18 protein-coding genes are annotated in these 24,944 nt (G+C 42.9%); 16 read left to right on the top strand and 2 right to left on the bottom strand.

Annotated elements, in window-relative coordinates:
* Nucleotides 1-21: 21 nt before the first annotated feature.
* The 13 genes from BN1002_RS17035 to BN1002_RS16975 all read left to right on the top strand — a co-directional run bounded on the left by BN1002_RS17035 (nucleotide 22) and on the right by BN1002_RS16975 (nucleotide 14,749).
* Entirely contained in the window at nucleotides 22-762 is a 741-nt protein-coding gene (locus tag BN1002_RS17035; RefSeq protein WP_048826728.1) for a WbqC family protein, read from the top strand.
* 111 nt (nucleotides 763-873) lie between these two features.
* Entirely contained in the window at nucleotides 874-2,028 is a 1,155-nt protein-coding gene (locus BN1002_RS17030) for a DegT/DnrJ/EryC1/StrS family aminotransferase (RefSeq protein WP_082036278.1), read from the top strand.
* 43 nt (nucleotides 2,029-2,071) lie between these two features.
* Nucleotides 2,072-2,971, top strand: coding sequence for a glucose-1-phosphate thymidylyltransferase RfbA (rfbA, locus tag BN1002_RS17025; protein WP_048826727.1), 900 nt, complete (start codon nucleotides 2,072-2,074; stop codon nucleotides 2,969-2,971).
* A 62-nt stretch (nucleotides 2,972-3,033) separates the two neighbouring features.
* Entirely contained in the window at nucleotides 3,034-4,062 is a 1,029-nt protein-coding gene (gene rfbB, locus BN1002_RS17020; RefSeq protein ID WP_048826726.1) for a dTDP-glucose 4,6-dehydratase, read from the top strand.
* A 28-nt stretch (nucleotides 4,063-4,090) separates the two neighbouring features.
* Nucleotides 4,091-4,693, top strand: a complete 603-nt coding sequence (locus BN1002_RS17015) for a sugar transferase (RefSeq protein ID WP_048826725.1) — start codon at nucleotides 4,091-4,093, stop codon at nucleotides 4,691-4,693.
* Between the two features lie 102 nt (nucleotides 4,694-4,795).
* Entirely contained in the window at nucleotides 4,796-5,968 is a 1,173-nt protein-coding gene (locus BN1002_RS17010) for a DegT/DnrJ/EryC1/StrS family aminotransferase (protein WP_048826724.1), read from the top strand.
* Between the two features lie 103 nt (nucleotides 5,969-6,071).
* Nucleotides 6,072-7,886, top strand: a complete 1,815-nt coding sequence (locus BN1002_RS17005) for a right-handed parallel beta-helix repeat-containing protein (protein WP_048826723.1) — start codon at nucleotides 6,072-6,074, stop codon at nucleotides 7,884-7,886.
* Between the two features lie 184 nt (nucleotides 7,887-8,070).
* Nucleotides 8,071-9,201 (top strand): polysaccharide pyruvyl transferase family protein, encoded by a 1,131-nt coding sequence (locus BN1002_RS17000; protein WP_048826722.1) that lies wholly within the window; start codon nucleotides 8,071-8,073, stop codon nucleotides 9,199-9,201.
* A 213-nt stretch (nucleotides 9,202-9,414) separates the two neighbouring features.
* A complete protein-coding gene (locus BN1002_RS16995) occupies nucleotides 9,415-10,338 on the top strand; it encodes a beta-1,6-N-acetylglucosaminyltransferase (protein WP_048826721.1) in 924 nt (307 codons plus the stop codon).
* Between the two features lie 23 nt (nucleotides 10,339-10,361).
* Nucleotides 10,362-11,672, top strand: coding sequence for a type III PLP-dependent enzyme domain-containing protein (locus tag BN1002_RS16990; RefSeq protein ID WP_082036387.1), 1,311 nt, complete (start codon nucleotides 10,362-10,364; stop codon nucleotides 11,670-11,672).
* A 23-nt stretch (nucleotides 11,673-11,695) separates the two neighbouring features.
* A complete protein-coding gene (locus BN1002_RS16985) occupies nucleotides 11,696-12,655 on the top strand; it encodes an ATP-grasp domain-containing protein (RefSeq protein WP_048828020.1) in 960 nt (319 codons plus the stop codon).
* 346 nt (nucleotides 12,656-13,001) lie between these two features.
* Nucleotides 13,002-13,967: a S8 family peptidase gene (locus tag BN1002_RS16980; protein WP_048826720.1), complete on the top strand. Its 966-nt coding sequence runs from the start codon at nucleotides 13,002-13,004 to the stop codon at nucleotides 13,965-13,967.
* On the top strand, nucleotides 13,964-14,749 hold the full coding sequence (locus tag BN1002_RS16975) for an endonuclease I family protein (protein WP_048826719.1): 786 nt from the start codon (nucleotides 13,964-13,966) through the stop codon (nucleotides 14,747-14,749). The genes BN1002_RS16980 and BN1002_RS16975 overlap by 4 nt, the downstream gene beginning before the upstream one ends.
* Before the next feature lie 142 nt (nucleotides 14,750-14,891).
* On the opposite strand, the gene BN1002_RS16970 is transcribed toward BN1002_RS16975, so the two are convergent.
* Both BN1002_RS16970 and BN1002_RS16965 read right to left on the bottom strand, forming a co-directional pair.
* Nucleotides 14,892-19,004 carry a phosphodiester glycosidase family protein gene (locus BN1002_RS16970; RefSeq protein WP_048826718.1) on the bottom strand — a complete coding sequence of 1,371 codons (4,113 nt, stop codon included), beginning with the start codon at nucleotides 19,002-19,004 and terminating at the stop codon, nucleotides 14,892-14,894.
* Nucleotides 19,005-19,394: 390 nt separating this feature from the next.
* Nucleotides 19,395-20,447: an SEC-C metal-binding domain-containing protein gene (locus tag BN1002_RS16965; protein WP_197072813.1), complete on the bottom strand. Its 1,053-nt coding sequence runs from the start codon at nucleotides 20,445-20,447 to the stop codon at nucleotides 19,395-19,397.
* A gap of 326 nt (nucleotides 20,448-20,773) precedes the next feature.
* Here BN1002_RS16965 and BN1002_RS16960 point away from each other — a divergent pair, with 326 nt between their 5' ends.
* The 3 genes from BN1002_RS16960 (at nucleotide 20,774) to BN1002_RS16950 (ending at nucleotide 24,940) form a co-directional block, all read left to right on the top strand.
* Nucleotides 20,774-22,414, top strand: coding sequence for a helix-turn-helix domain-containing protein (locus BN1002_RS16960; protein WP_048826716.1), 1,641 nt, complete (start codon nucleotides 20,774-20,776; stop codon nucleotides 22,412-22,414).
* An 84-nt stretch (nucleotides 22,415-22,498) separates the two neighbouring features.
* On the top strand, nucleotides 22,499-23,950 hold the full coding sequence (locus BN1002_RS16955; RefSeq protein WP_048826715.1) for an aldehyde dehydrogenase family protein: 1,452 nt from the start codon (nucleotides 22,499-22,501) through the stop codon (nucleotides 23,948-23,950).
* A 111-nt stretch (nucleotides 23,951-24,061) separates the two neighbouring features.
* Nucleotides 24,062-24,940: an NAD(P)-dependent oxidoreductase gene (locus tag BN1002_RS16950; RefSeq protein ID WP_048826714.1), complete on the top strand. Its 879-nt coding sequence runs from the start codon at nucleotides 24,062-24,064 to the stop codon at nucleotides 24,938-24,940.
* The last annotated feature ends 4 nt before the right edge of the window (nucleotides 24,941-24,944 follow it).

The raw sequence follows: 24,944 nt of genomic DNA, 5'->3' as shown, positions 1-24,944 counted from the left end.
TTAGCGTTGCGGGGGGATGATATGAAGTTAGCAGTCATGCAACCTTATTTTTTTCCATATATAGGGTACTGGCAATTGATAAATGCAGTTGATACGTTTGTAATTTTTGATGATGTAAATTTTATCAAACGAGGTTGGATTAATCGAAACAACATATTAGTTAACAATCAAGCGAAGCAAATAAATTTATTATTGTCTAAGGTTAGTCAAAATAAACGCATTAATGAAATTGAACTGCTAAGTAATGATGAGTCAGATTATCTTAAGTTACTAAAGACCTTTGAAGCTTCTTATATAAAGGCTCCATTTTTTAATGAAGTATTCCCGCTAATCGAGAAAATTATAATATATCAGGAAAAGAATTTAGCAGCATATTTGGCATATTTGATTAAGGAAGTTTGTAATTATTTACAAATAGAAACATCCTTTATTTTGTCATCCGGGCTTCAGAAAAATGACCTGTTGCGGGGACAGGATAAGATTATTGATATTTGTAAACGGCTGAATGCAGACGAATATATTAATTCGATTGGTGGTATGGCCTTATATTCTTCGAATGACTTTGATTCTAACGGAATAAAATTAAGGTTTTTAAAAACAGGAGAAATATTCTATCATCAATTTAATCAAGAGTTTGTAGCTAATTTATCGATTATTGATGTTATGATGTTCAATTCTATAGAGAGTATAAAAATCATGTTTGAGCAATATGGGTTGGTATGTGGTGATAAAACGAGCCACTTTGTTCATGCATCAACTTAGTCACTTTAGCAAAATATTATCCAAATAAGCAGGTAAAATGGCGACTCTTATGTTTGTAGATAAATAGGGGCGTCTTTTTTTGATCCATCACATGGTTGAGAGAGGGGTTTTATGAAACCTATCCAAGTAACAAGGTCGTCTATGCCTTCTTTTGAGGAGTATGTTGAAGAAATTAAGGATATATGGGAAAGCGGCTGGCTGACAAATATGGGGGACAAACACAAACAATTGGAATCGCAGTTAGCACACTATTTAAATACTTCAAATGTGACTCTGTTTACGAATGGCCATCTTGCATTGGAAAGTGCGATTGCTGCTTTTAATCTAACCGGTGAGGTTATTACGACCCCCTTTACATTTGCTTCTACAACCCATGCGATTGTAAGGAACGGTTTGATACCCGTTTTTTGCGACATTCATGCAGATGATTTCACGATCGATGTCAGTAAACTTGAATCGTTAATAACTGAAAAAACATCTGCGATTCTGCCTGTTCATGTGTATGGGAATATTTGCAATGTACGGGAGATTGAAAGGATCGCAAAAAAATATCATCTCAAGGTGATTTATGATGCGGCCCATGCTTTCGGGATTACGGTGGATGGTGAGGGAGTTGCCAACTTTGGGGATGCTTCAATGTTTAGTTTTCACGCTACAAAGGTTTTTCACACCATTGAGGGCGGGGCGGTAACGTATCGGGAATCAAATCTAAGAAAAACGCTGAATAAAATCAAGAATTTTGGGATAACGGGAACGGAGTCAGTTGAGTTTGTTGGCGGAAATGCTAAGATGAATGAATTCCAGGCAGCCATGGGGATTTGTAATCTTCGTAACACCAATCGGGAAATTTTGAAAAGAAAGGCAGTCGCGGAAAGATACTATGAAAACCTCAAGGATGTTAAAGGGATTAAGCTGGTTCAGCCGCAGAAAGGTGTCATAAGCAATTACGCTTATTTCCCAGTGGTATTTGAGGATTATAAATTGAGCCGGGATAAAGTGCATGAATTATTAAAGGAACATCATATTCATGCCCGGAAATACTTTTATCCGTTAACCAATAACCTTGGTTGTTATCAAAATCGGTTTAGTCCTGGTACAACATCGGTTGCTAATTATATCGCCGAGAGAGTCTTAACACTGCCCCATTATCCAGATTTACCAATAGAAGAGGTTGATCGAATTTGCCAGATAATCATTGAAGGTGATCCCGGAGAACGGAATCATTTTTTCTTTTCTGATAGGAAGGGAAATGAATTAATACTTTAATAAATCCATCATAAAGAATCTGTTTGAGAAGGGAGTTTAATAAATGAAGGGGATTATCCTGGCAGGAGGAAATGGAACGAGACTCTATCCGTTAACGATGGTTACCAGTAAACAGTTATTGCCAGTCTATGATAAGCCGATGATTTATTATCCTCTTTCGACTTTAATGCTTGCTGGTATCAAAGACATCTTAATTATTTCAACTCCAGAGGATACAAAAAGGTTTGAATCTTTATTAGGCAATGGCTCGCAATTCGGCATCACCCTAGAGTATAGAGTACAGCCAAGCCCGGACGGTTTAGCCCAGGCTTTTTTTATTGGCGAAGATTTCATAGGTGATGATTCCGTTGCGATGATTTTGGGGGACAATATTTTCTATGGCCAAGGGTTTACTGAAATATTGGAACGTGTTGCGAAACGGTCTGAAGGTGCGACAGTGTTTGGATATAATGTGAAAGATCCTGAGCGTTTCGGCGTCGTGGAGTTTGATGAATTGGGCAAGGCTATTTCAATAGAAGAAAAACCGTTAAATCCTAAGTCATCATTCGCGGTCACTGGCCTTTATTTTTATGATAATGATGTAGTCGAAATTGCTAAATCTGTTAAACCGTCTGCTCGCGGCGAACTCGAAATTACGTCTGTTAATGAAGAATATTTGCGAAGGGGAAAACTTAAGGTTGAATTATTGGGCAGGGGATTTGCCTGGCTGGATACTGGAACACATGAATCATTACTCGAAGCATCTACTTTTATTGAAATCGTTGAAAGGCGCCAAAGCTTAAAGGTTGCATGTTTAGAGGAAATTGCATTCCGAAAAGGATATATTTGCAGGGAAAGGTTAATAGAGTTGGCAAAGCCTTTGCGGAAAACTGAGTATGGGAAATATCTGTTGAGTTTAGCCAATCAAGCTGCATTTGAAAACAAATTAGTGGAAGTCCAATAAAGTAAGTCTAAACAAAAATTGGATTAGGTATCGAGTTGACCGTACCTAAAGAAGGTGAAATAATGGCGCAAAAAAAAATCCTTGTAACTGGCGGAGCCGGTTTTATAGGAGGGAATTTTGTTCACTATATGGTGAACAACTACCCAGCATATAATATTTATAATCTTGATTTATTAACTTACGCTGGTGACTTAACGAAGCACCGGAATATTGAAAACAGAGACAATTACTTCTTTATAAAAGCGGATATTGCTGATCGCGACACGATGATCCCGCTTTTTGAAAAGGAACAGTTTGATTTTGTCGTCCATTTTGCCGCTGAAAGCCATGTGGATCGTTCGATTACCGACCCGGGAGTATTTGTCCGGACTAATGTATTAGGAACACAAGTCTTGCTGGATGCCTCAAAAAGTATTGGGTTGAGTAAATTTGTCCATGTTTCCACTGATGAAGTATACGGTGAATTGGATTTCGACCCAAACACATTATTTACGGAAGATACGCCGCTCCAGCCAAATAGTCCTTATAGTGCAAGTAAAGCTTCATCCGATTTACTGGTCAGGGCTTACCATGAAACGTATGGGCTGCCGATGAATATAACGCGGTGTTCCAATAACTATGGACCTTATCAATTTCCGGAGAAGCTGATTCCCTTAACCATTTCACGTCTCCTTACGAATGAAAGAGTACCAATCTATGGCGACGGCAAGAATATTCGGGATTGGCTGCATGTTTGGGATCATTGTAAAGCAATAGACCTCGTCCTACACGAGGGCGGGGACGGTGAAATTTATAATGTCGGCGGTTATAATGAGCGGTCAAATCTCGAAATTGTGAAAAACATCATGGCGATTCTCGGTAAATCAGAAGAGCTTATTGAATTTGTTCCAGACCGGTTAGGCCACGATAAGCGGTACGCGATAAATCCAACTAAAATGGAAACATTGGGCTGGAAACCGACCTATACGTTCGAAAATGGAATTGGCCAGACGATTCTTTGGTATCTTGAGAATAAACAATGGTGGGAAAGCATATTAAATGGAGAGTATCAATATTATTTCAGCAAGCAATACGCATTGAAAAATGGGTAACCCAATGCCGTAATACAAGAGGTGTAAAATGAAAAGATTGGTAGACCTGGTATTATCCATTTTGGGTCTTATTTTGCTTTTCCCGCTCATGTTGTTGACTGCAGTATTGATAAGGATAAAACTAGGGTCGCCAATCCTTTTTAAACAAGAACGCCCCGGGTTAAATGGGGAAATCTTTCAGCTTTATAAGTTTCGTACAATGACGGATGAACGGGATTCCCAAGGGAGGTTATTACCTGATCATGAAAGGTTAACATCTTTTGGCAAAATGGTCAGACGATTCAGCCTTGATGAATTCCCACAGCTTATTAACGTGATCAAAGGTGAGATGAGTTTAATAGGTCCAAGGCCTTTACTTCCTGAATATTTGTCATTATATAGTGAAGAACAGGCGAAACGCCATTTGGTAAAACCAGGGATAACCGGCTGGGCCCAAGTAAATGGCAGAAATGCTCTGACATGGGAAGAAAAGTTTGAGTTGGATGTTTGGTACGTCGAAAATCAAAGTTTTTATTTGGATTTAAAAATTTTGTTTTTGACTATGAAGAAGGTCCTCATTTCAGAGGGAATAAGTAGTCAAAGCCATGTGACCATGCCGGACTTTCAGGGAAATTCTAAAATAAGCAGCTAGTAACATATGAGCAGCACAGCCATTTCATATTCTGAACAACTATCGACTCGTCACTGGCCGATAGTTTTTTTGTTTCTTTATACATTAACGGAGGGCTGTAAAATGGAGAATCATAGAGAAAAAATCTATCTCTCTCCACCGCATATGAGTGGAAATGAGCAAGTTTATATCGATAGTGCAATTGATTCAAACTGGATTGCACCATTAGGTCCGAACGTTGATACTTTTGAAAGGGAAATTTCCTCCTACCTTGGAGTGAATGCTGCGGCCGCGGTAAGTTCGGGGACCGCAGCGATTCATTTAGCCCTGGAACTATTAGAGGTCGGCCGGGGGAATCGGGTCTTTTGTTCAACGTTTACTTTTGTGGCGAGTGCGAATCCAATTCTTTATCAAGGTGCTGAACCTATTTTTATTGATTCCGAACCTGAAACCTGGAATATGTCGCCACAGGCGTTGGAACGGGCTTTAAAGGAGGCGGCGCTTGAAGGGAATTTGCCCAAAGCGGTCATTGTCGTTCATTTATATGGGCAAAGCGCCAAAATGGCTGAAATCCTTCGAGTGTGCGGGGAATATGAGGTTCCGGTTATTGAGGATGCCGCAGAATCGCTCGGGTCCACTTATAAAGGAAAAGCGAGCGGTACATTAGGCGCTTTTGGCATCTATTCGTTTAATGGCAATAAAATTATCACGACTTCCGGGGGCGGGATGCTTGTGTCAAATGACGAGGGTGCGATGAATAAAGCCCGCTTCCTGGCTACACAAGCAAAGGACGCTGCCCCATATTACCAACACAGTACGATTGGATATAATTATCGGATGAGCAATATCCTGGCGGGGATTGGCAGGGCTCAATTAAAGGTCCTGGAAGACAGGGTAGAGGCCAGACGCTCCATATTTAACGAATACGTGAAGCATTTATCCTCACTGCCTGGTATTACATTTTTGAATGAACTGGAAAACAGCCGCTCTAACCGCTGGCTGACGGCATTATTAATTGATGAACAGACAGCGGGTATTTCTAATGCGACTTTGTTGGAGATGTTGGCTGAAGAAAATATAGAAGCGCGCTATTTATGGAAACCGCTTCATTTACAGCCGCTGTTTAAAGATACTTCCTATTATCCTCATAGCGAAAACCATCATGTCGCGGAAGAATTATTTCAAAAAGGCATTTGCCTTCCTTCCGGGTCATCGATGACACAAGAACAACAGATGAGAGTTATAAACTGCATTAGCCATTCAATTAAAGGTAATTCACTCCCTTTATCAGGATAATTTCAATCGTAACTCTATTCCTTAAGCTTCACGGAGCCGCAGTAAGGAATGATTACGGAGACATCTGTTTACTGCACAGCCTTAGTTTGAAGGAGGCAGGAGATTGAAAAGGAAGAATCAAATCATCCTTTTTCTTATTATATTGCTAACACTTATTGTTGTTTTTAAAGACCATCTCCCCATAAACGGAAATAAAGAACAGGATCGGATTAGGGCAATGAATCATTCTTCAGATAGTCGTCATCCTGGTACCACCCGTGTCTATTTAACTACGAATGAAACTAGTTTCAGCATAAATAAAGGTGACAGGATTCGGCCTTCTGTAACTGCTAATTACCCGGATGGTTCTAAAAAAAATGTAACAGAAGATAGCAGTTATTCAACATTGAACGAAAGTGTAGTAACAGTGGACGAAAGTGGAATGATTTCTGCAGAGGGACCTGGTTTTGCGACTATTACAGTCACATACGAGGAAGTAGCGAAGACCATTCCGGTAGCAGTCAATTGGACGCCCTTACAAGTGAATGTTAAAGATTATGGGGCATCTGGAAACGGCAAGCGTGATGATACGGCTGCCTTCCAGGAGGCAATCGACTTTGTTGCAAAAAATGGCGGCGGTGAAGTATATGTGCCAAAAGGAACATATAGTTTACATCCAATATTCTTAAAGTCCAACGTAAACTTGGTGGGAGAAAGCCGTGATTCAGTCATACTTAAATTATCCAAACGGGCACCGGATGATTTTACCCGGTTGGTAAACCTGGAAAGTGTCAGTAATGTGAAGATCCAGAATATCACCTTTGATGGAAATGCGAAAAAACATCCGAAAGGCATAGAACATATGCACGATATTTTTGCGTGGGACAGCAAGAATATCTTGATCGATAATAATAGGATGATTAATGCGGTTGGAGATGGGATTTCCATTTCAGGATCGACTGAGACAAGCGATTATGTGATTATTTCTAACAATATATTAGTAAATAACCGGCGTTCGAATATCGTTCTTGAACAAGTTAACAATCTGCAAATTTTCAATAATGTCAGCACTTCCAAGATCGGGCGCCCTGCCCTTCATTTCGAACCGTGGGAAGAAATGTCTTTCTACCATGCGAAGATTTGGGATAACATCTTTAGCTCAGATACTGAAGGCTATTGTGTCCAACTGGAAGGCGGTCAGGGAGAGGACAATTTCTTTCATGAAGTTGATTTTTACAATAACAATATCTATTGTCCGACTGGCCAATTCCTAGTGATGGAAACAAAAAACGCAAAGGTCCACGATAATCTGTTTAAGGTTGGATCCATATTGATTTGGATCAAAAATGAAGACCTAACAATCAATAACAATGAGATTGATACCGAAAGAGGAATTACAATTGAAGGAACGTGGGGAGTCTTGTCGAAAAGAACGCGCATTTTTGACAATGATATTTCTACGAAAGAAAATGGTTTACACATTACTGCGGGGGCACAGGATACAACAATCTTGCGGAACCGTTTTCGAGGATTGGGATACTCGGGGGTCCGTTTTTTTGCATCGGAAACTGATATTACGAACACAAAGATCTCAAATAATCAATTTGAAAATTTTGAGTACGGTATTTTTACTGACTATAACTTTTATGGTAACAAACGAATCGATGGCCTGGTGGTTCATGACAATACATTTTTGGATTTTGCCGAGTACGCACTGTTTATTAAAGGAATAACCAGTAACGTTAAAATGAAAAACAATATTGTAAGAAATGCATCGGGGGTAGAGATTGTTGCAAATGATCGCCTGATGGAAAATATTGAAATCAAAAATAATAGAATTTCAGGTGGAAAAAGGGGCATAACCAAAACCGAATCCGGAACCGGGGCGATAAAAGGGTTAACCATTTCGGGCAATCAAATTTCTGATTTGACAGAGTAGAACGACGAGTTTCCATATGTGTCCATATTCATGGTTTAGTTTTTTGCCAAATTCTTTTCTATCGTCAGCGCTTTTTATCTGTCCTTTCATGGAGAAATCAATCTATCAAAGTATTAAGACCATAAAAGTATTCCACTTCGTTATCACTTCCACAGACATTTTGGTAAAGAGGGAATGAACACTAATGTTAATGAATAGCCATATCCAATCCATGTTGGCAAAAAAAATCCCTTTTAAGTTAAAAATAATCTCAAAGTATTTCCTTTCTAACAAAGATTTTTATCCAATCATATCCAAAGTTGAAGATAAAATCTTTGTTGCCATTGCGGCTGATTATGGAAACCTCGGCGATATAGCGATAACATATGCACAAATCAGTTATCTGAAGGAACAGTTTCAATCTCACAAAATTGTGACCATATACGCCAATGACGTATATCTCCTAAAAAGAATAAAAAGCTTTATCCGTTCCTCAGATATTTTGACCATTATTGGCGGGGGAAATATGGGAGACGCTTATCAGGTATTGGAGGATAGCAGGCGCTATATCATTAAATTGTTTCCGGAAAATAAAATCATCTCATTCCCTCAATCGATTGATTTTAAGACTGTTAAATCCTTAAAGAAAAGTATCAAGGTTTATTCCAAACATCCGAATTTGCACATTTTTGCAAGAGAGTCCACATCGTACGAAACCATGAAAGAAAGTTTTAAAAACAATCACGTTTATCTGGCTCCAGATATTGTATTATCCCTTAAGAATATGGATTCAAAAGCAGTGAGAGACGGCATTATCTTGTGTTTACGAAGCGATAAGGAGCAAAAGTTAACAAAGCAGCAGAAAGAGAGTCTAATAGAAACGATTAAACAGAAATACGCAAACGTAAAAGCGTATGATACGTATATACCTAACTTGCCAAAAGAATTGGGCCAGCAAGAATTGATGAAACTATTTGATGCTTTTAAAAAGACAGGAGTTGTCATTACTGACAGGTTACATGGAATGATATTTTGTGCCATTAAAAAAACTCCCTGTGTCGTATTACCAAACAGTAATCATAAAATTGCAGGAACGTATAACGAATGGTTAGCCGATTTAAGGTTCATTATTTTTACAGAGGAAACCAATCCAGATCAAATTTTAGAATATATAAATAAGCTATATCATGACGAAAGTGACGAATTAAACATAAGAGTGGATTTAAGGGATAAATTTCAGCCGCTTGACGATGCTTTAAAAAGTGAAAAAGTCTTTCCCAAATCCTTCTCAAGAACGCTAAGGAATTTTACCAAAGAAACGATCAGAAGTTTATAAGATTAACAGATAGAATGTTTATGCCGCTTTATTACAGGCTTCCTATCGGGAAGTTAGGTTTATTAACCTATCTCCTTTACGTGGATATGGATTTTATTATCTTTTTATCATTCGGTATTATGTAAAAAAGCCAGTGGTGGAGGCAACCCGCTGCTGATGGAGGATTCGCGATATATTCTGTTATGTACACATTCATAAAGGAGCTAATAGCGAATGGGAATCGCCCCGCGTACCGCATATATACTGCAAATTCACAAGAACCCTGATCAAGTGAATAAGTTTATTCAACAGCTTATTGCTGATGATCAGGCGGATGTCTTTGTTCATATCGATAGAAAAAACTATGAAAATATGAATAGGAAAATATTGAAGAATCCGCATGTCAAAGTATTAAGGCAAAGTGTCAATTGTGAATGGGGGGATATTGGCCAGGTTGATGCGACGCTCCTTCTGTTGAAAGAAGTAATAACTTCACAAAATGATTATGATTTTGTGTGCTTGAGAAGCGGCCAGGATTTATTGGTGAAAGATGGCTTCAAAAGCTTGTTAACAGAAAATCGCGGAAAAATATTTATGAACTATAGAAAAATGGAAGATCAGCATTTGGGTTTCATGAGGATGAAGTGGCCAAAGACAGCGAGGAGGAGGTATACAGCCGCCCACCCGATTCGGCTGTATAGAAGACTCCTCCTGACCTTTTATAGCAAAGGTTTAAATCTTACGCCAAATACGAACAACTGGCCTAAAGAATATTCATTTTATAAAGGTTCGCAGTGGTTTTCGGTTTCGTTCGAAGCAGCCAAATATATGATGAACTTTTTGGAAGATAATCCGTGGTACTACACATTTTTTGAACATACATTGGTCCCGGATGAAAGCTTTTTTCACACATTAATTATGAACTCTCCTTATAAACACGCTGTGATCAATAACAACCATATGTTTTTGAAATGGGGAGAAACGTTGGGTGAACGGAATTCTCCTCAAAATTTATCAGTGGCAGATATTCAAGCGATTGAGGAATCGAATGATTATTTTGCAAGAAAGTTTGATGAAAACATTGATTCGCGGGTCATAGAGTATTTCACGGAAAGAGTTGCATTTAGCAATGATCAAAAAAAGGAACTGGTCTATTAAATTTTTTTGGAGGATACAGGTTGATGAAAAAACCGGTTCATGTAGCTGAGAATAAACCCATACCTTATTGGATCAATACTCTTTCAATTGACTATAAGAAGATGTGTGAATTAGAGAGGGACTTCGGTTCCTCTTTATATTTTTTGGATGTAACCAAATTGAGAGAAAACTATAAGAAGATTGAGCATGCCTTTAAAAGTAGGTATGAAAATTTTATTATTGGCTACTCCTACAAGACCAATTATCTTCCGTATTTGTGCAAGGAATTATCCAAATTAGGCGCCTATGCCGAAGTGGTTTCACGCCTGGAATATGACTTAGCGATTAAAATTGGCGAGAATCCAAGACGGATCATCTTTAACGGGCCGATAAAAAGCAGGGACGATATTCAATATGCTCTAAATAATGAAAGTATTGTAAATATCGAATCCTTTTATGAGGCCGATTTTGTAAAAGAATATGCCCTGGAACATCGAATGGAACAAATAAAAATCGGGATAAGGGTCAACTTTGATATTTCCGACAATGGCATCAGTCCCCACCAGGCAGGTTACGAAATTGGAAGATTTGGAATTTCTGTGGAAAATGGGGATTTTAAAAACGTGGTCATGCAGCTAAAAGAACTTAGAAATATCAAAATCACAGGTTTGCATGGCCATTTTTCGACAAGCGAAAGAAAGGCAGAAACGTATAGGATCATTACTGAAAAGTTGTGCCAAATTGCAAAAGAGTCAATTCTTGATGATTTAGAGTACATCGACATCGGAGGCGGTATTTACGGCGAGCTACCTAAATCCTTTCAGACTGTTGTCCCGACTTTTGATGAGTATGCCCAACCAATCTGCGAAGTTATGAATAAAGAATTCAATGATTTCCAAAATAAGCCGACGCTTATATTGGAACCAGGACTGGCAATGGTTGCGAATGTCCTAATTTTTATTGCAAAAGTCATTGATATCAAAAACATCCGGGGGAATCATTTTGTTCTTGTAGATGGCAGCGTCCATAATATCAAACCGACGATGCATAAAAGGAATTTGCCGATGCACGTTATTCGTCAAAATGGAGTTTCCGGAAACCAGAAAGAAAACTTTCATGTTGTCGGGTATACGTGTATGGAAAAAGATTATCTAGCCCATGACATCTTCGGCGCCTTGCCTCAAAAAAATGATTATATCGTATTCGAAAATGTTGGGGCCTATACGATTGTTTTCAATCCGCCGTTTATAAAAGAACGGCCCAGTATTGTGGCAGTCGATGGTAATGAATTGAATGAAGTTAGGCGTAAGGAAACATTCCGGCAATTTTTTAATGAGGAATTGTATTGTTTTTAAATCCTTTTGAGAGGAATAAACAAATGAATATTTTAATTTGCAGTGCTGGGCGGCGGGCCAAATTAGTGGAGTTTTTCAAGGAAGAGCTTCATAAGATTGGCGGGAAAGTAGTGGCGGTCGACTGTGACCCGACAGCTTCAGCCTTGTATCACGCCGATTTGCATGAAGTTGTACCACGTATCGATCATCCTGCTTATATCAGTCACATCATAGATTTATGTAAAAAATACGAGATAACAGGTATCTTGTCTTTGATAGATCCCGAGTTAACCTTGCTGGCGAATTGTAAAGAGGAGTTTGAAAAAAACTCCATCCAGGTCATTGTTTCTGACAAAACTGTTGTGAAATCCTGTTTTGATAAATATTTGACGTATCAATTTTGTCAGGAACATGATCTTCCTTGTGTGCCAACTTACACGGATATTGATAAGGTTATTGATGAGTTAAATCATAATGAACTGGAATTCCCACTCATTGTAAAGCCGAGAAGAGGCAGTGCAAGTATTGGGATTCACAAAGTTACAACCATTCAGGAGCTTACTATTTTTCAAGAGAAAGCCGAAGAAATCGTGATTCAACCTTTTATATCAGGTGAGGAATTTGGCGTGGATTGCTATATCGATTTTATTACAAATGAAGTGACGAATCTATTTTTGAAAAGGAAAATATCCATGCGGTCAGGCGAGACGGATAAATCGGTTTCCTACAAAGATCCGATCCTAAAAGAGTTGATTGAGAAACTGGTCATTGCGCTGAAAGCGAATGGCCCAATCGATATCGATTGTTTTAAAACGGCAAGAGGTTATCTGATTTCGGAAATCAACCCCAGATTCGGCGGCGGATACTTGCATGCCCATGTATCAGGCCAAAATTTCGTAAAAAACATAATCAATAATTTAAAAGGGCTGCCAAATGTAGTAGATAATTGCCATTATGAAGAAGGAAGTAAGCTAGTAAAATTCGATCATTTTATCGTTCTATAATCCAATATTATTCACTCCTTTTTCATAACCTGACAGAGTGGAAGACTGGGGACGGTTCTGAGTTTGCCAAAACGCAAACTCAGAACCGTCCCCAAGCTTTTTTGGAAAATAAAATTTTTCATTTGATGTTTGGTTAGGGAAACAACTGCATACTAAACGCTGTACTTATGATCTTAGCGAGTGGCTGGGTGTCGGGGAACTCTCTGGGGATTTTTACCCAGAATGACTTTTCTGGAGAGTTGTGCACATGGGACAAATGGAACTGTTTGAATATTCTGTCAAATAATATAATATGGGTGAACAACAAGATTTGACTTCACAGCTGAACTTAAAGGGAGGGAAGTAAATGAATCGATATGTCCGTGTCATTCCGTACCAAGTGGTTGAAACAACAGAAACCGTAAACGAAGTTCCTTCAGGTGTAGAATTAATTCAGGCTCCCAAAATCTGGGGTGAAACGAAGGGGAAGGGCATAACAGTTGCTGTGCTGGATACAGGCTGTGACATAGACCATCCCGACCTCAAAGACCGGATCATCGGGGGCAGGAATTTCACCTCAGATGATAGAGGAAATCCCGACATTTTCAAAGATTATAACGGCCATGGCACCCATGTCGCAGGCACAATCGCTGCGGGAGCGAATGGATTTGGAGTCATCGGTACCGCACCTGAAGCCAATCTGTTGATAATAAAGGTTCTTGGCCGGAACGGTTCCGGGCAATATAAATGGATTATAGATGGAATTAATTATGCTGTGGAACAGAAAGTGGACATTATTTCAATGTCCCTCGGGGGTCCGAACGATATGCCTGAGCTTCATGAAGCCATCAGGAACGCAGTGCGGAACAATATACTTGTCGTCTGTGCCGCCGGAAATGAAGGCGATGGAAAGGACGACACGAATGAATTTGCCTATCCAGGCTGCTATAACGAAGTCGTCAGCGTAGGTTCCATAAATCTGGAAAGGCGTTCCTCGGATTTTTCGAATTCCAATAATGAAATCGACCTGGTGGCTCCCGGGGAAAACATAATGTCCACTTTTCCGGGAGGCACATATGCTGCCTTATCTGGAACATCGATGGCTGCTCCGCATGTGTCAGGAGCATTGGCACTTATCAAGGTTCTTGCAATTAGAAGCTTTGATAGAAAGCTATCGGAGTCGGAGCTCTTTGCACAGCTAATTAAACGAACAGTCCCGCTCGGCCACTCACCGCGGCTTGAAGGGAACGGGCTCTTATATTTAACCGTACCAGATCATTTATCGAGGATTTTTGATCATGAATTCCAGGCAGCATTATTGAAGGCGTTATGAGTCAACTAAATCTTTCATCCGAGATTCGTAGCCTTTTGAAAAATAATGCGGACAAGCCTTACTATAATGAATACACTGGCCAGCAGGACAAGTTTAAGTACTATAAAGACATTGATTTATCGGATTTAAAAAACAATACTCAACGCATCATTGAAAGTACACATAAGAACAGGCCATCGTATGCACCCCATCGCTATGTCTACCCATGGGTGGATTTACAGGAAAACGGCGAGCTCAAGAGCCTTTATTCCGGAAGGAGAATGGATGTTTCGGAGACAATACTCCACGACATGATGCTGCTGAAACGCCTGGAAAAAAATGAATTGGGTGCCTTGTCCGGAAATCAATTGTTTAATTGTGAGCATGTCGTCCCGCAATCCTGGTTTGATGGGCAAGAACCAATGCGCGGAGATCTTCACCACCTTTTTGCCTGCGAGCCTTCATGTAACTTGATGAGAAGCAACTTTCCTTACCATGATTTCGCTTCATACGAACCCGAGGTTTCTATAAACCGTATCCGGGAAGGATGCGGAATGGCGGAAGAAAAAAAGTTCGAGCCGGAGTATGGAAAAGGGATCGTTTCAAGAGCGACCATGTATTTCATGCTTAGATATAAAACCGTCGACATCCGTGACAAAGTGAACCTGGCGCTTTTACTTGCCTGGCATAACCAATATCCAGTAACTAAATATGAAAAGCACAGGAATGCGGCTATATTCGAGATTCAGGGTAACAGAAATCCGTTTATCGATTATCCTGAATGGGCAGAGACGCTGATTTGAGGAAGTTTGTTGAATGAATTGGAGGTGGCGGCGAGGGGCCGCCATTTTTCGTGCAAAAAATCGTTGAGGAAAAGAAATAGTGATTGTCCAGCTAGTAAAAGGCAGCTGTGGTTACCCCGCAGCTGCCTTTTCCTATAAAGTGCTATTCTTCGCCGGTATCAAAATACTCTTCATTCTTAACTGTGAATTGATCGATTGTTTCACCATCTGATGTGATGGTGGTAAATGTGATTGTATCCTTGTCGACTTTTGCATGCATGGAGACTGCGATCGCGTCCATGTTGACGTAGTCGAATTTTTCATCAGCAACGGCGTCGTAGTGTTTTTTACCAGTCGTGCCGGCTACGATGTAGACTGTACCGTTTGTATCTTCCTGGCCGCCCTTGATTTTTTTCGTCCTGCCATAGGAATGGTCGTGGCCGGAGAATACGATATCGATGCCGAGCTCATCGACAACCGGCGGAAGCTTCTGCTTTATGATGGCATTGCCTCCGAACGGGTTCGTATAATATGGCGGCTTGTGGGTGACAAGGATTTTCCAAGGTTTGTCGGTGTTCTGCATATCCTTCTTCAGCCACTCGAGCTGCTTATCGAGCACTTCGGCACTGTCCGTAAACCCGAGAACGCTAATATGCATGTTGTTGTATTCGACGGAATACGTGCCGCCCTTGTCCACGTCAGGCCCGTTTTTCGGGTTGTTGAAAATGGCTTTTGCGAGGCTGCCGTCCGGGTCGCCCATGTATTCATGGTTGCCGAGAGCTGCGACAAGGTCGGTTGAACGAATCGAGTTGATGCTACTCATCAGACCGAGTGCGTCGTTCCATTGTTTGAACTTGGCCGATTCGTCGATCAGGTCACCGACATGAATCATGAAAGATAGATTGTTTTTGCTTTGGTCATGAAGGATTTTGTTAAAATCGCTTAAATCCGAAGGCGATTGCGTGTCGCCGAAAACGGCAAACTCGAAATTCTGCTTCCGCTTTTCAGTCGTAAATTCCTCGATTGGTGACCAATTCTGCCCGTCTCCAACCTGGTATACATACTTGGTACCTTGCTGGAGTTTGCTTAAGCGTACTTCATTGACCCTGACAATCCCGTTTTTCGCAATATCAAGCTCGCCGGAGAAAACCTGGTTGCTTGATGTACCAGTGGCAGAATTAAATGCATCCTCGCCTTTGCGTTCGTAATCCTGCTTGCGTGCATACTTGACCATCGCCTTACCGTCAGTCAGCGGGCTCGACATCCAGGTGAACGATTTCATTTTATAAGGGTCTCCTGCCGGGTTGGAAAGGATGTTTTTGATTTCATCTTCCGCAGCTAGAGCAGGGTATGTCTGTGTGTTCATCTTAAACGAGTACTTGCCGTCCTTTACTACATAGAGTGCAACTTTTTTGACTTCATCTGTAATTGGACCGGAAATCAGCTGGCCATTTTCATCGGTTGTGCCAAGTGATATAGGCTCTCTGCTGCCTTCAATCTCAGCAAAGACCTCAGCGCCGCTTGCTGGCTTGTTATTGGTATCTTTAACCGTCATGGCGGTTGGCTTGCCGATTAAAATCGAGTCGGCTGTAATCGTAAAGGCACCCTTTACTTCCTTGCTTACCGGAGCCATTGAAAACGTCGGAACAAAATTACTGTCAGTTCCGCTCCGGAAATTCAGCATAGCTTCCGCTATCTCATAGGTCAGCTTGCTGCCTTCTTTTGTGTCAGCAGGTATGCGGACCTGGACGGTTGCAGCATCACCGGAGGATGTTGCACCGGTATTCGTGAGATTTAATGTAAGGGTTCCAGTTTCTTTTTCATAGGCATACGTACTTTCGCTGAACCCATTTCCGAACTGGACTCCTTCTACAGGGAAGTTTTTATCCACATTGAGTTTGATGGTTGAACCGGTCAAACCTGCTGGATTGGTTGCCTTCACAGTCAGGTTGAACAGGTCACCGAGAAGCGGCTGCTCCTGCTGATTGACAACTTCCATTTTGGCAGCCCCGGTGCTGATGGCAAAATAAACCGTCTTAATCGCCTGATTGCCGAATTTGTCCGGTACCATCAAGGTGATTTTGTGGGTTCCATCCGCCCATGTCAGCCCGCTGAGTGAAACAGATCCGTCCATATCATACGAGTAATGGCCTTCCTTGTCCGTGTAATTTACCCCATCGACATAGATGCTGACTTTCTCCCAGTCGATGCCGGTTTTGAATGGGTCGTCTTCATATTCACTGACATTTGCCTTGATACTAACTGCGTTTGTGTCAAAATTTTCCCCGTCAACATTGATGGACTCGATGACAGGAGGGTTCAAATCATCCATCTTTTCACCATAGACAGCGCGGATGTTATCAATGTAGACTGTCCCTTTTGTCATCGGGCCTGTAATGCCGGACTTTGTCGACATCATCCGGATAGTTTGCGTAGAATGTAATTTGAATGGGCCTGTGAATGAGGATGGAATCGGCGCTTCAATGTATTTCCAGCCTGTCCAGTCAACACCAGGGCTTTCTTTTGTCAGATCAATTGTTTGGTTCTTGCCGTTGCCATCGACAATCATCATCCTCAGCCAGTAGCCCTGCGCTTCAGGAGTTGCATACACCCACATGCCGATGCCGGTCGGATTGTCACTGATTGCCGTATTGATCCCAGGCCCCGCATAGACGCCGAGCGTTGTCCCGGTCTGTGCATTCGTAAAATCATAGTCTAATTTTAAGCTTTGATTTCCAAACCTCACCTGGTCTGGATAGGTGGAAACGTTGAGAGTTCCTTTTTCACCGCGGCCGGCGGTCGATGTTCTCCAGCCAGAGATGCCATTCTCAAAATCAAATATAACTTCAGGCATTTTTCCGACAGAGACCTTCATCTGTGCGGTGTGGCTGGTTCCTTTTAATGCCGCGGTAATTGTCCCTGATACATTTTTATCACCAGTGTGAAGGACGCCTGCTTCATCGATTTCGCCCATTCCTTCCGGGATTGAGAACTCGATGTCCTGAAGATTCCAATTGACCACCCGCTTTTGGAACTTGGCAGTCAAGTTGAGGTCGACTTCACTGTTCCTGGCGGTCGTCAATTCTGTTGAAGCAAAGCCGAGGTCGTCCGGCTGGGCAATTTCGATGATACTCCTGCCGACCTGCTGTCCCTGGTAGTTTAAGAGAATCTCGAATTGACCGTTCTTTCCGTTTGAAGTGAACGCTCCGGTTTCATCGATTGTGCCGAAAGATGGATCGGACAATGACCAGCTTAACCCGGATTGCGGAAGGAGGGCGGATGCCATCGATTTGTCCCTGCCTTTTGCCGAAAACTGTATGGTCGAATTTGGTGTAAAGGATTTGTCATAAGGCTCGATATATGCAGATGCAAAAATTTTGTCGGAAGGTTCTTGTGTGACAACGAGCCAGCTGTTGGCCACGCTTCGTTCGTTGCGGTCGGACGGCTGATTGTCGAGTTCAAGCACATCTCCGCCCAGGGTGCGGGTTGTGAATGTCGACGAGCCGCCGCCATCCAGATTCAAGGCGCTCACCGCTCCAAGGTCAATCATCAATTGTGCCAGGTCAGGCATTGAAATACCGGCTGAATACGGTTCTTGCCTTCCGTCAATGACAACGAAAAACACATCACCATCTTGTTTAATTCCGACTGCTGTCCGTGGTTCCCTATCTTGTCCCGTTTGAGGAGTTTGATAGACTTTGCTGTCCTTAACCAGGATGGCATTCCCTCCAAGAGCTTCCTTGAGCTGATCCTTCATGGCGGCATACACTGTTGCATCCCCAATCACGGCTTCTCCGGACTTGGTGATTCCAAAGAATTTATGCGATGAGCTGGTAGTTGCTTTTACCGCCTGCCCATCTTTGTAAACAACGCCATGTGGCTCACCCGTTGCCATATTATAAAAATCGGCATTTACGGCTGCTACAACTTTATGGTTTTCGCTATCCGCTGCTTGTGCCTGCTGCCTCACTGGCTGCAGGCCATATGTATTACCGTCATTCGGTGTTCCTGCCTCGATTGAGACAGTCGGGTTTTGGATGTCGATATCGACTACAAAACTCTCAATCTTTTTACCATCTTTTCCTTCAAAACTATAATGCTTTTCTTTTACTCCGGGTGCGAGGTCTGCTTGGTATTGATTGATTGGGACAGGAGCAATAACAGACTGCAAATCAAACGGGCCGAGGGCAGATGTAAAGCTTGGTGAAATAATACTTCCAGCAAGGGCAAAAGAAAGCGTAACCGGCAGCATCTTTCTTTTCCATATTGAACTCATGAGGTTCCTCCCTTTTTTGAAAAAGATTAATAGAGTGGCCAAAAACAACAATTCAATTGTATTGCGTACATATTGCGTCTATGTTAATTGAATATTAAGAATCCATAAATTTCAATGAGTGGAAAGCCCTATAAGGTTACTATTATGGGAAAATTAGGACTAGACCCTAATGCTCAAAGTAGTTCCAATTTGAACGTGCTTTAAAACCAATAGTAATGAAAAAATTCGCGTTTTTCTTTTGGAACAATGTCATGCTTGGAAATTTGCCGAAGGAGCAAGGCCTGGTGTATGGACCAATTTTCCCGAAAAAGAAAAGGCACAACACGGAGTGGACACTCTCTCCGGTTGTGCCTTTTCTTTGCGTAATCCCAGCAGAATCTGACTTTTGATTCACGCTGATGTGGTTATTTCTTCTTTCGCTTGGAGCTCGTTTTCGAGGGTTTTTTTCATATCCCTGTATTTGCTTGAGACGCTCCCCGCGGAAATTCCAAAGGCTTCAGCCAGTTGCTTTTGAGAAATTGAAACAGGAGTTTGTCTCTGTGACAGAATTAAATAGATGAGCGCGGCCGTATAGATTTGAGGGTTCCTGATTGCAGAGTTTGCCTCTTCACAGTATTGGGACCAAAGAGTTAGGCCTTGGTTGGCAAAAGTCTCTGAATGATCTAATTCCTTTATGTATTCCTCATATGCTTCCGCAACTTCACGGTGTTTTTGTGAAGGCCATTCCCACTCGTTTATAGGGGGTACAGGTTCCGGGAACATAAATCGATCAACGATGAGCAGAAACGACTCTTTCATAAAGGAGATCGGATTGCCATCACCGTTTTTATCGTATAATCGGAGTACTTCCCCAGCAACTTCATCCGCTATGTTTGACGGGATGTTAAAGAAGGTCCCAAAGAACACCGCCGGCTCTGAAAGAAGGACTGTTGCGATAATGAGATCGCCTTGTTCCGGCAAATAGTCCTGATCAAGTAATTTTACCTCGGTAGTTTCTTTTGTGAAAATATCTTCAACGGTTAAGGACTTGCTATTGTCCAACCCGACTGCCCTGAACACTGAAGGGTAACTGTTTCCCCAGGCCTCGGCCATTACTTTTACCTTTGGCCTGTATTTGCTTTTGGATAAAGATCCGAGGTATTCATCCATGGCGGTTTTTCCATTTTTAGCGTGGGATGTGGCAAACCAGGTTACTGCGCAAAATTCAAACACCTCTTCTGCCTCATCGGGAATCGGGAAGTTATCGTTATGTTCCTTTAAATAATCTTTAATTTCGTATTCATAGTGATCCCATGTAAATCTTATTATATCAGCTTGAAGCTCCCGTAATTCCTTGTTTAGCAGCTGGTCCAATTGTCCAGCTGACCCCTTCTCGCAGCATTTCTTATACTTCTTGCCGCTTCCACATGGGCACTTCTCATTACGGCCTATCGTTGTTGACACTACTACTTGCACATCCTCTCAATTGCTTTGTAACTTGTCTATCATATCATAAAGAAAATAAGGCCGGGACCAATCCAGGCTGGCAATCCTTGGAGCATGTGGGCGATTTTAGTGTTTCATTTTAAAAGATTAGAGGAGCTAATATTTTTCTTATTTTTACTAGAACTTAAAATGCTGGTTTTCCACCTAAAAAGGAAAGAGTACTGAAATCCGGGCAGGATTCACACGCTTTTTGTTGAACCTCTTATTAATAACATCGTGTAAGAGCAATTAAAGACTACCGGCGCTAGTGGTTTCATTGAGCGCAATAGAAAGGAGGCAACGGGATGATTTCCCCTCAAACCGAGGCATTTGATTTGGATTTACATAAGGCAATGAAACTGTTGGAGATTAATAAGCTGTTGACGCAGTCGTTGGATTTGAAGGAAGTGCTGCGGAATTTGATTGCGGCTGCGAGTGAGCTGGTGAGTTCGACGGACACGTTCATCATTTATTTGTATGACGAGTCGGATGAGAAGTTGAAGTTTGTTGAGGGGAAGGGGGTCGATGCCGAGGCGTTCCGGGAGGTTTCCATATCTCTGGATGAGTCGATTGCAGGGCGTGTGTTTACAGAGAAAAAGGCGATTTTGTTTAAGTCCGAGCAGGAAATTGATGAGTCGATGACAACGATGTCCCCTGAGAACTACTGCGCTTATTTGAAAGGGGTTTATAACAGGAAGATTAAGAGCGCGTTTTGTGTGCCGATTATTTACAAGGGCCGCTGTTTTGGGGTGTTGGTTGTTGATAATTTCAGCCATGACGGGCTTTTCTCGATGGCGGATCTTGAAGTGATCAAGATTATCGCGGACCAAAGCGCGATTGCGATTGAGCATTCGCGGGTGTATACCGATTTGCTGATGAAGCATCAAATGCTGGCAGATTCGATTTCGATTCATAAAAAGTTTTACCAGGTGGTTATCGATGGGAATGGGATGGAGTCAATCCTTTCTTTACTGGAAGAATTGATTCGGTCGCGGGTGGTTTATCACGAAACGGCGATTGTGGAGAAAGGTGAACGGGATTTCCCGATTGTCCGGGGGCAGGAGATTCTTGGCATGCTTGAACTGGAGAAACCGTTTGCCTATTTTGCCGAGAATGAACAGATGATTATCGAGCATGCGAGCCTGGCGATGGCGCTCGAAATCACGAAGGACAGCGCTTTGATCGAGCAGGAGCTCCATTTCCGCAATGAGGTTTTCAACCAGTTGATTCATGAGCAGAAGCATTATGATGTCAACCGCCTCCTCCATTATTTGAAGTGGGAGCGGACGAGCGGCATCCAGTGTGTGATTGTTGAAGGCGCTGGCGGCTCGCTGTGGCAAAATAATAAACTTAAAGAGAAACAGTGGATTGTCCTTTCAATCGAGAAGATGCTTGAGAGAATCTGCAAAAAGTGTTTTGTCGTGACGCACATGTTCCAGCTGATTCTTTTGCTTCCGAGCGAGGCGCCGGAGGAAGTTTTGCAAAAAGTCATTAATGGAATCGAACGGATTTTGGGCGGAGAGAATGTGTTAATCGGAATTGGCCGGAAGACGGCGGTCCAGCAGCTGGCGTCATCGTATCAGGAGGCACTCCGTTCGGTCAGCTATGCAAAAACGTCCAAAACGGCAAATGTGGTTGAGTATTCAAAGCTTGGCATGGAGCGCCTTTTCCATGAAATGGACCAGCAGATGATCGATATGTACATAGAGGATAAAATTGGCAGGCTGCTGGAGACGGATCCGGTTTTGCTGAATACATTGCTTTGTTTTATTCGGAATAATAAAAATCATAAGGACACGGCAGCCGAGATGCATATCCACAGTAACACGCTGTATTACCGGCTGAGAAAGGTTGAAGAAGTGCTCGGGCTGAGCCTCGGCAATGAAAAAGAATGGGTTGATTTGATGATTGCAACCCAATTATATGTGGCGACCCATAAGGTTTGAAAAAAAACTTTGTGGGTTGCCACATTTTTATTTATTATTTAGAATATTATAATAAATTTTAATCAAGAGAAGAGGTGAGGAAGAATGGCTCAAACGTACTTAAATTACATCAATGGCGAGTGGGTGGCGGCGCAATCGGGGGAAGTGTACGCGAGTGTCAACCCGGCGAACACGGATGAGGTGCTTGGCTATTTCCAAAAATCCGATCAGCGCGATGTGGAGGCGGCGATTTCTATCGCGGAGCAGGCGTTTAATACATGGTCACAGGTGGCTGTCCCGGAACGGGGCGATGTTTTGTTCAAGTTAATCTACTTGCTGGAGGAGCAAAAGGAAGAACTGGCGACCATTATTACGAAGGAAGTAGGCAAGACATATAAGAATTCGTTGGCGGAAGTGAATATAACGATTGATGCGATGAAGCAATTTAGCGGCGAGGCGACGCGATTGAAAGGGGAAACGATCCCTTCGAAGAACGCGGACATTTTCGCCTATACCGTCCGGGAACCGCTCGGGGTCGTCGGGGTCATCGCGCCATATAATTTTCCGTTAGGGATTGGCATCTGGAAGATTGCCCCCGCGATTGTCGCCGGGAACACGGTGATTTTTAAGCCGGCAAGCAACACCTCGCTGATCAGCGTGAAAATCATGGAGCTGTTTGAGAAGGCGGGAGTGCCGAAAGGGGTTGTCAATATGGTGACCGGCCCGGGCGGCGTGATTGGCGGAGCGATTGGCGAGCATCCGAAAATCAAGGCTGTTTCGTTTACCGGTTCCACTGATGTTGGCCTGGCGCTTGGCAGGGCGGTCATGAGCCGCGGCGGCAAGATGCAGGCAGAGATGGGCGGGAAGAACGCCTCGATCATCCTGGAGGACGCGAATCTTGATGAGACGATCCGGAATGTCGTCATCAGCGGATTTTTCGACAACGGCCAGCGCTGCACTGGGACAAGCCGGCTGATTGTGCCGAGAAGCATTTCCGGCGAGGTGATCAGCAGATTGGTTGAAGCGGCGAATGACTTACATATTGCCGATGGCCTTGATGAGAAAGCGGACAATGGCCCAGTTATTGATGAAAGCCAACTGAATCTTTATTTAAAACATATCGATCTGGCGGTGGAAGAAGGCGCGGTTCTTGAATGCGGCGGGAAGCGGCTGACCGACGGGGGCAAGGAAAAGGGGTATTTTGTCGCTCCAACTGTCTTCAGCGGCGTCACGCCTGAGATGACAATTTTCAAGGAAGAAATTTTTGCGCCGGTGATCGCGGTTGTTGAAGTTGATTCGTATGAGGAAGCGTTGGAGGTGGCGAATGACAGCGAGTTTGGGCTGTCGTCGACGATTTATACGAAAGACCTGGAGAAGGCGATGCATTTCGTGAAGCATATCCAGACCGGCGTCACACACGTGAATATCCCTTCGAATTATTTTGAAAATCAATATCCGTTCGGCGGCAAAAAGGCTTCGAGCCTCGGGCCGAGGGAGCAGGGCTCGACCGCGCTCGAGTTTTGGACGGAGTATAAGACGGTTTATATAAAGGCTTAAGTTGTGAGGGGGTGGGCTTCGGGCTGAGGTGAAGCCTTCTGGGGTTCCAATTTACTGGCTGATCCCGCAGTTTTAGGTCGAAGGTTAATTTTGCGAGGAGGGGATGGGCGTTTGGCGACGGTTGGCGTGATTGGATGCGGGCTGATGGGAAGCGGCATCGCGAAAAACTTATTGAAACAAGGCTTTGGCGTGCTTGTTTATGATATCAATCAGGATGCGGTCAAGGAACTGGCCGGGCTTGGAGCGGTTTCGTGTACAAGCCCGGCGGAAATGGCGGGCGGAGTCGATTATTTAATCCTGTCGCTTGCCTCGCCGGCTGTCATTCGGGAGATACTTGTGGACGGTGAAAAAGGAGTCCTTTCGAGGCTGAAAAAAGGCTCCTTCGTTCTGGACATGAGCACGAATGAAGTGAAGCTGACGAGGGAGCTGCATGAGTCGGCGGCGGAGTTGGGCGTTTCGTTTTTCGACTGTCCGCTTAGCGGCGGGCCTGAAGGAGCGGCGAATGGGACGTTGACGATTATGGTTGGCGGAAATGAAGAGGAATTTCGGGCGATTTTGCCGGTTTTGCAGGCGGTCGGAAAGCATATCGAATATGTCGGCAAGAGCGGAGCGGGCCAGACGGTCAAGCTTTGCCACAATATGGTCGTAGCGGGCGTGATTGCATTATTGAGCGAAGCGTTCCTGACCGGGGAGCGCTCAGGAGTTGCGAAGGACAAGCTTGCCGGCATTTTGCAAAAAGGATCCGGGCAGACGCGGGCGATGGATGTGTTCGGCGTCAATATTTTGGACGAGTCGTTTGATAATGTGAAGTTTTCGCTTGCGAATATGGCGAAGGACGTCCACTTGTACCGTCAATTGGCAGAAGATTCAAATATCTCAACGTTTGTCAGTGAGATGACCCATCAACTGTTCCATTTAGGCAAAAACAAGGGCAAGGGCCAGCAGGATTCATCGGCAGTTTATCGGGTTTTGGAAGAGATGATGGAATAACAAG

This window comes from Bacillus sp. B-jedd, assembly GCF_000821085.1.
Lineage (GTDB): Bacteria > Bacillota > Bacilli > Bacillales > Cytobacillaceae > Bacillus_D.
This window is presented reverse-complemented; position numbering and strand designations above follow the sequence as displayed.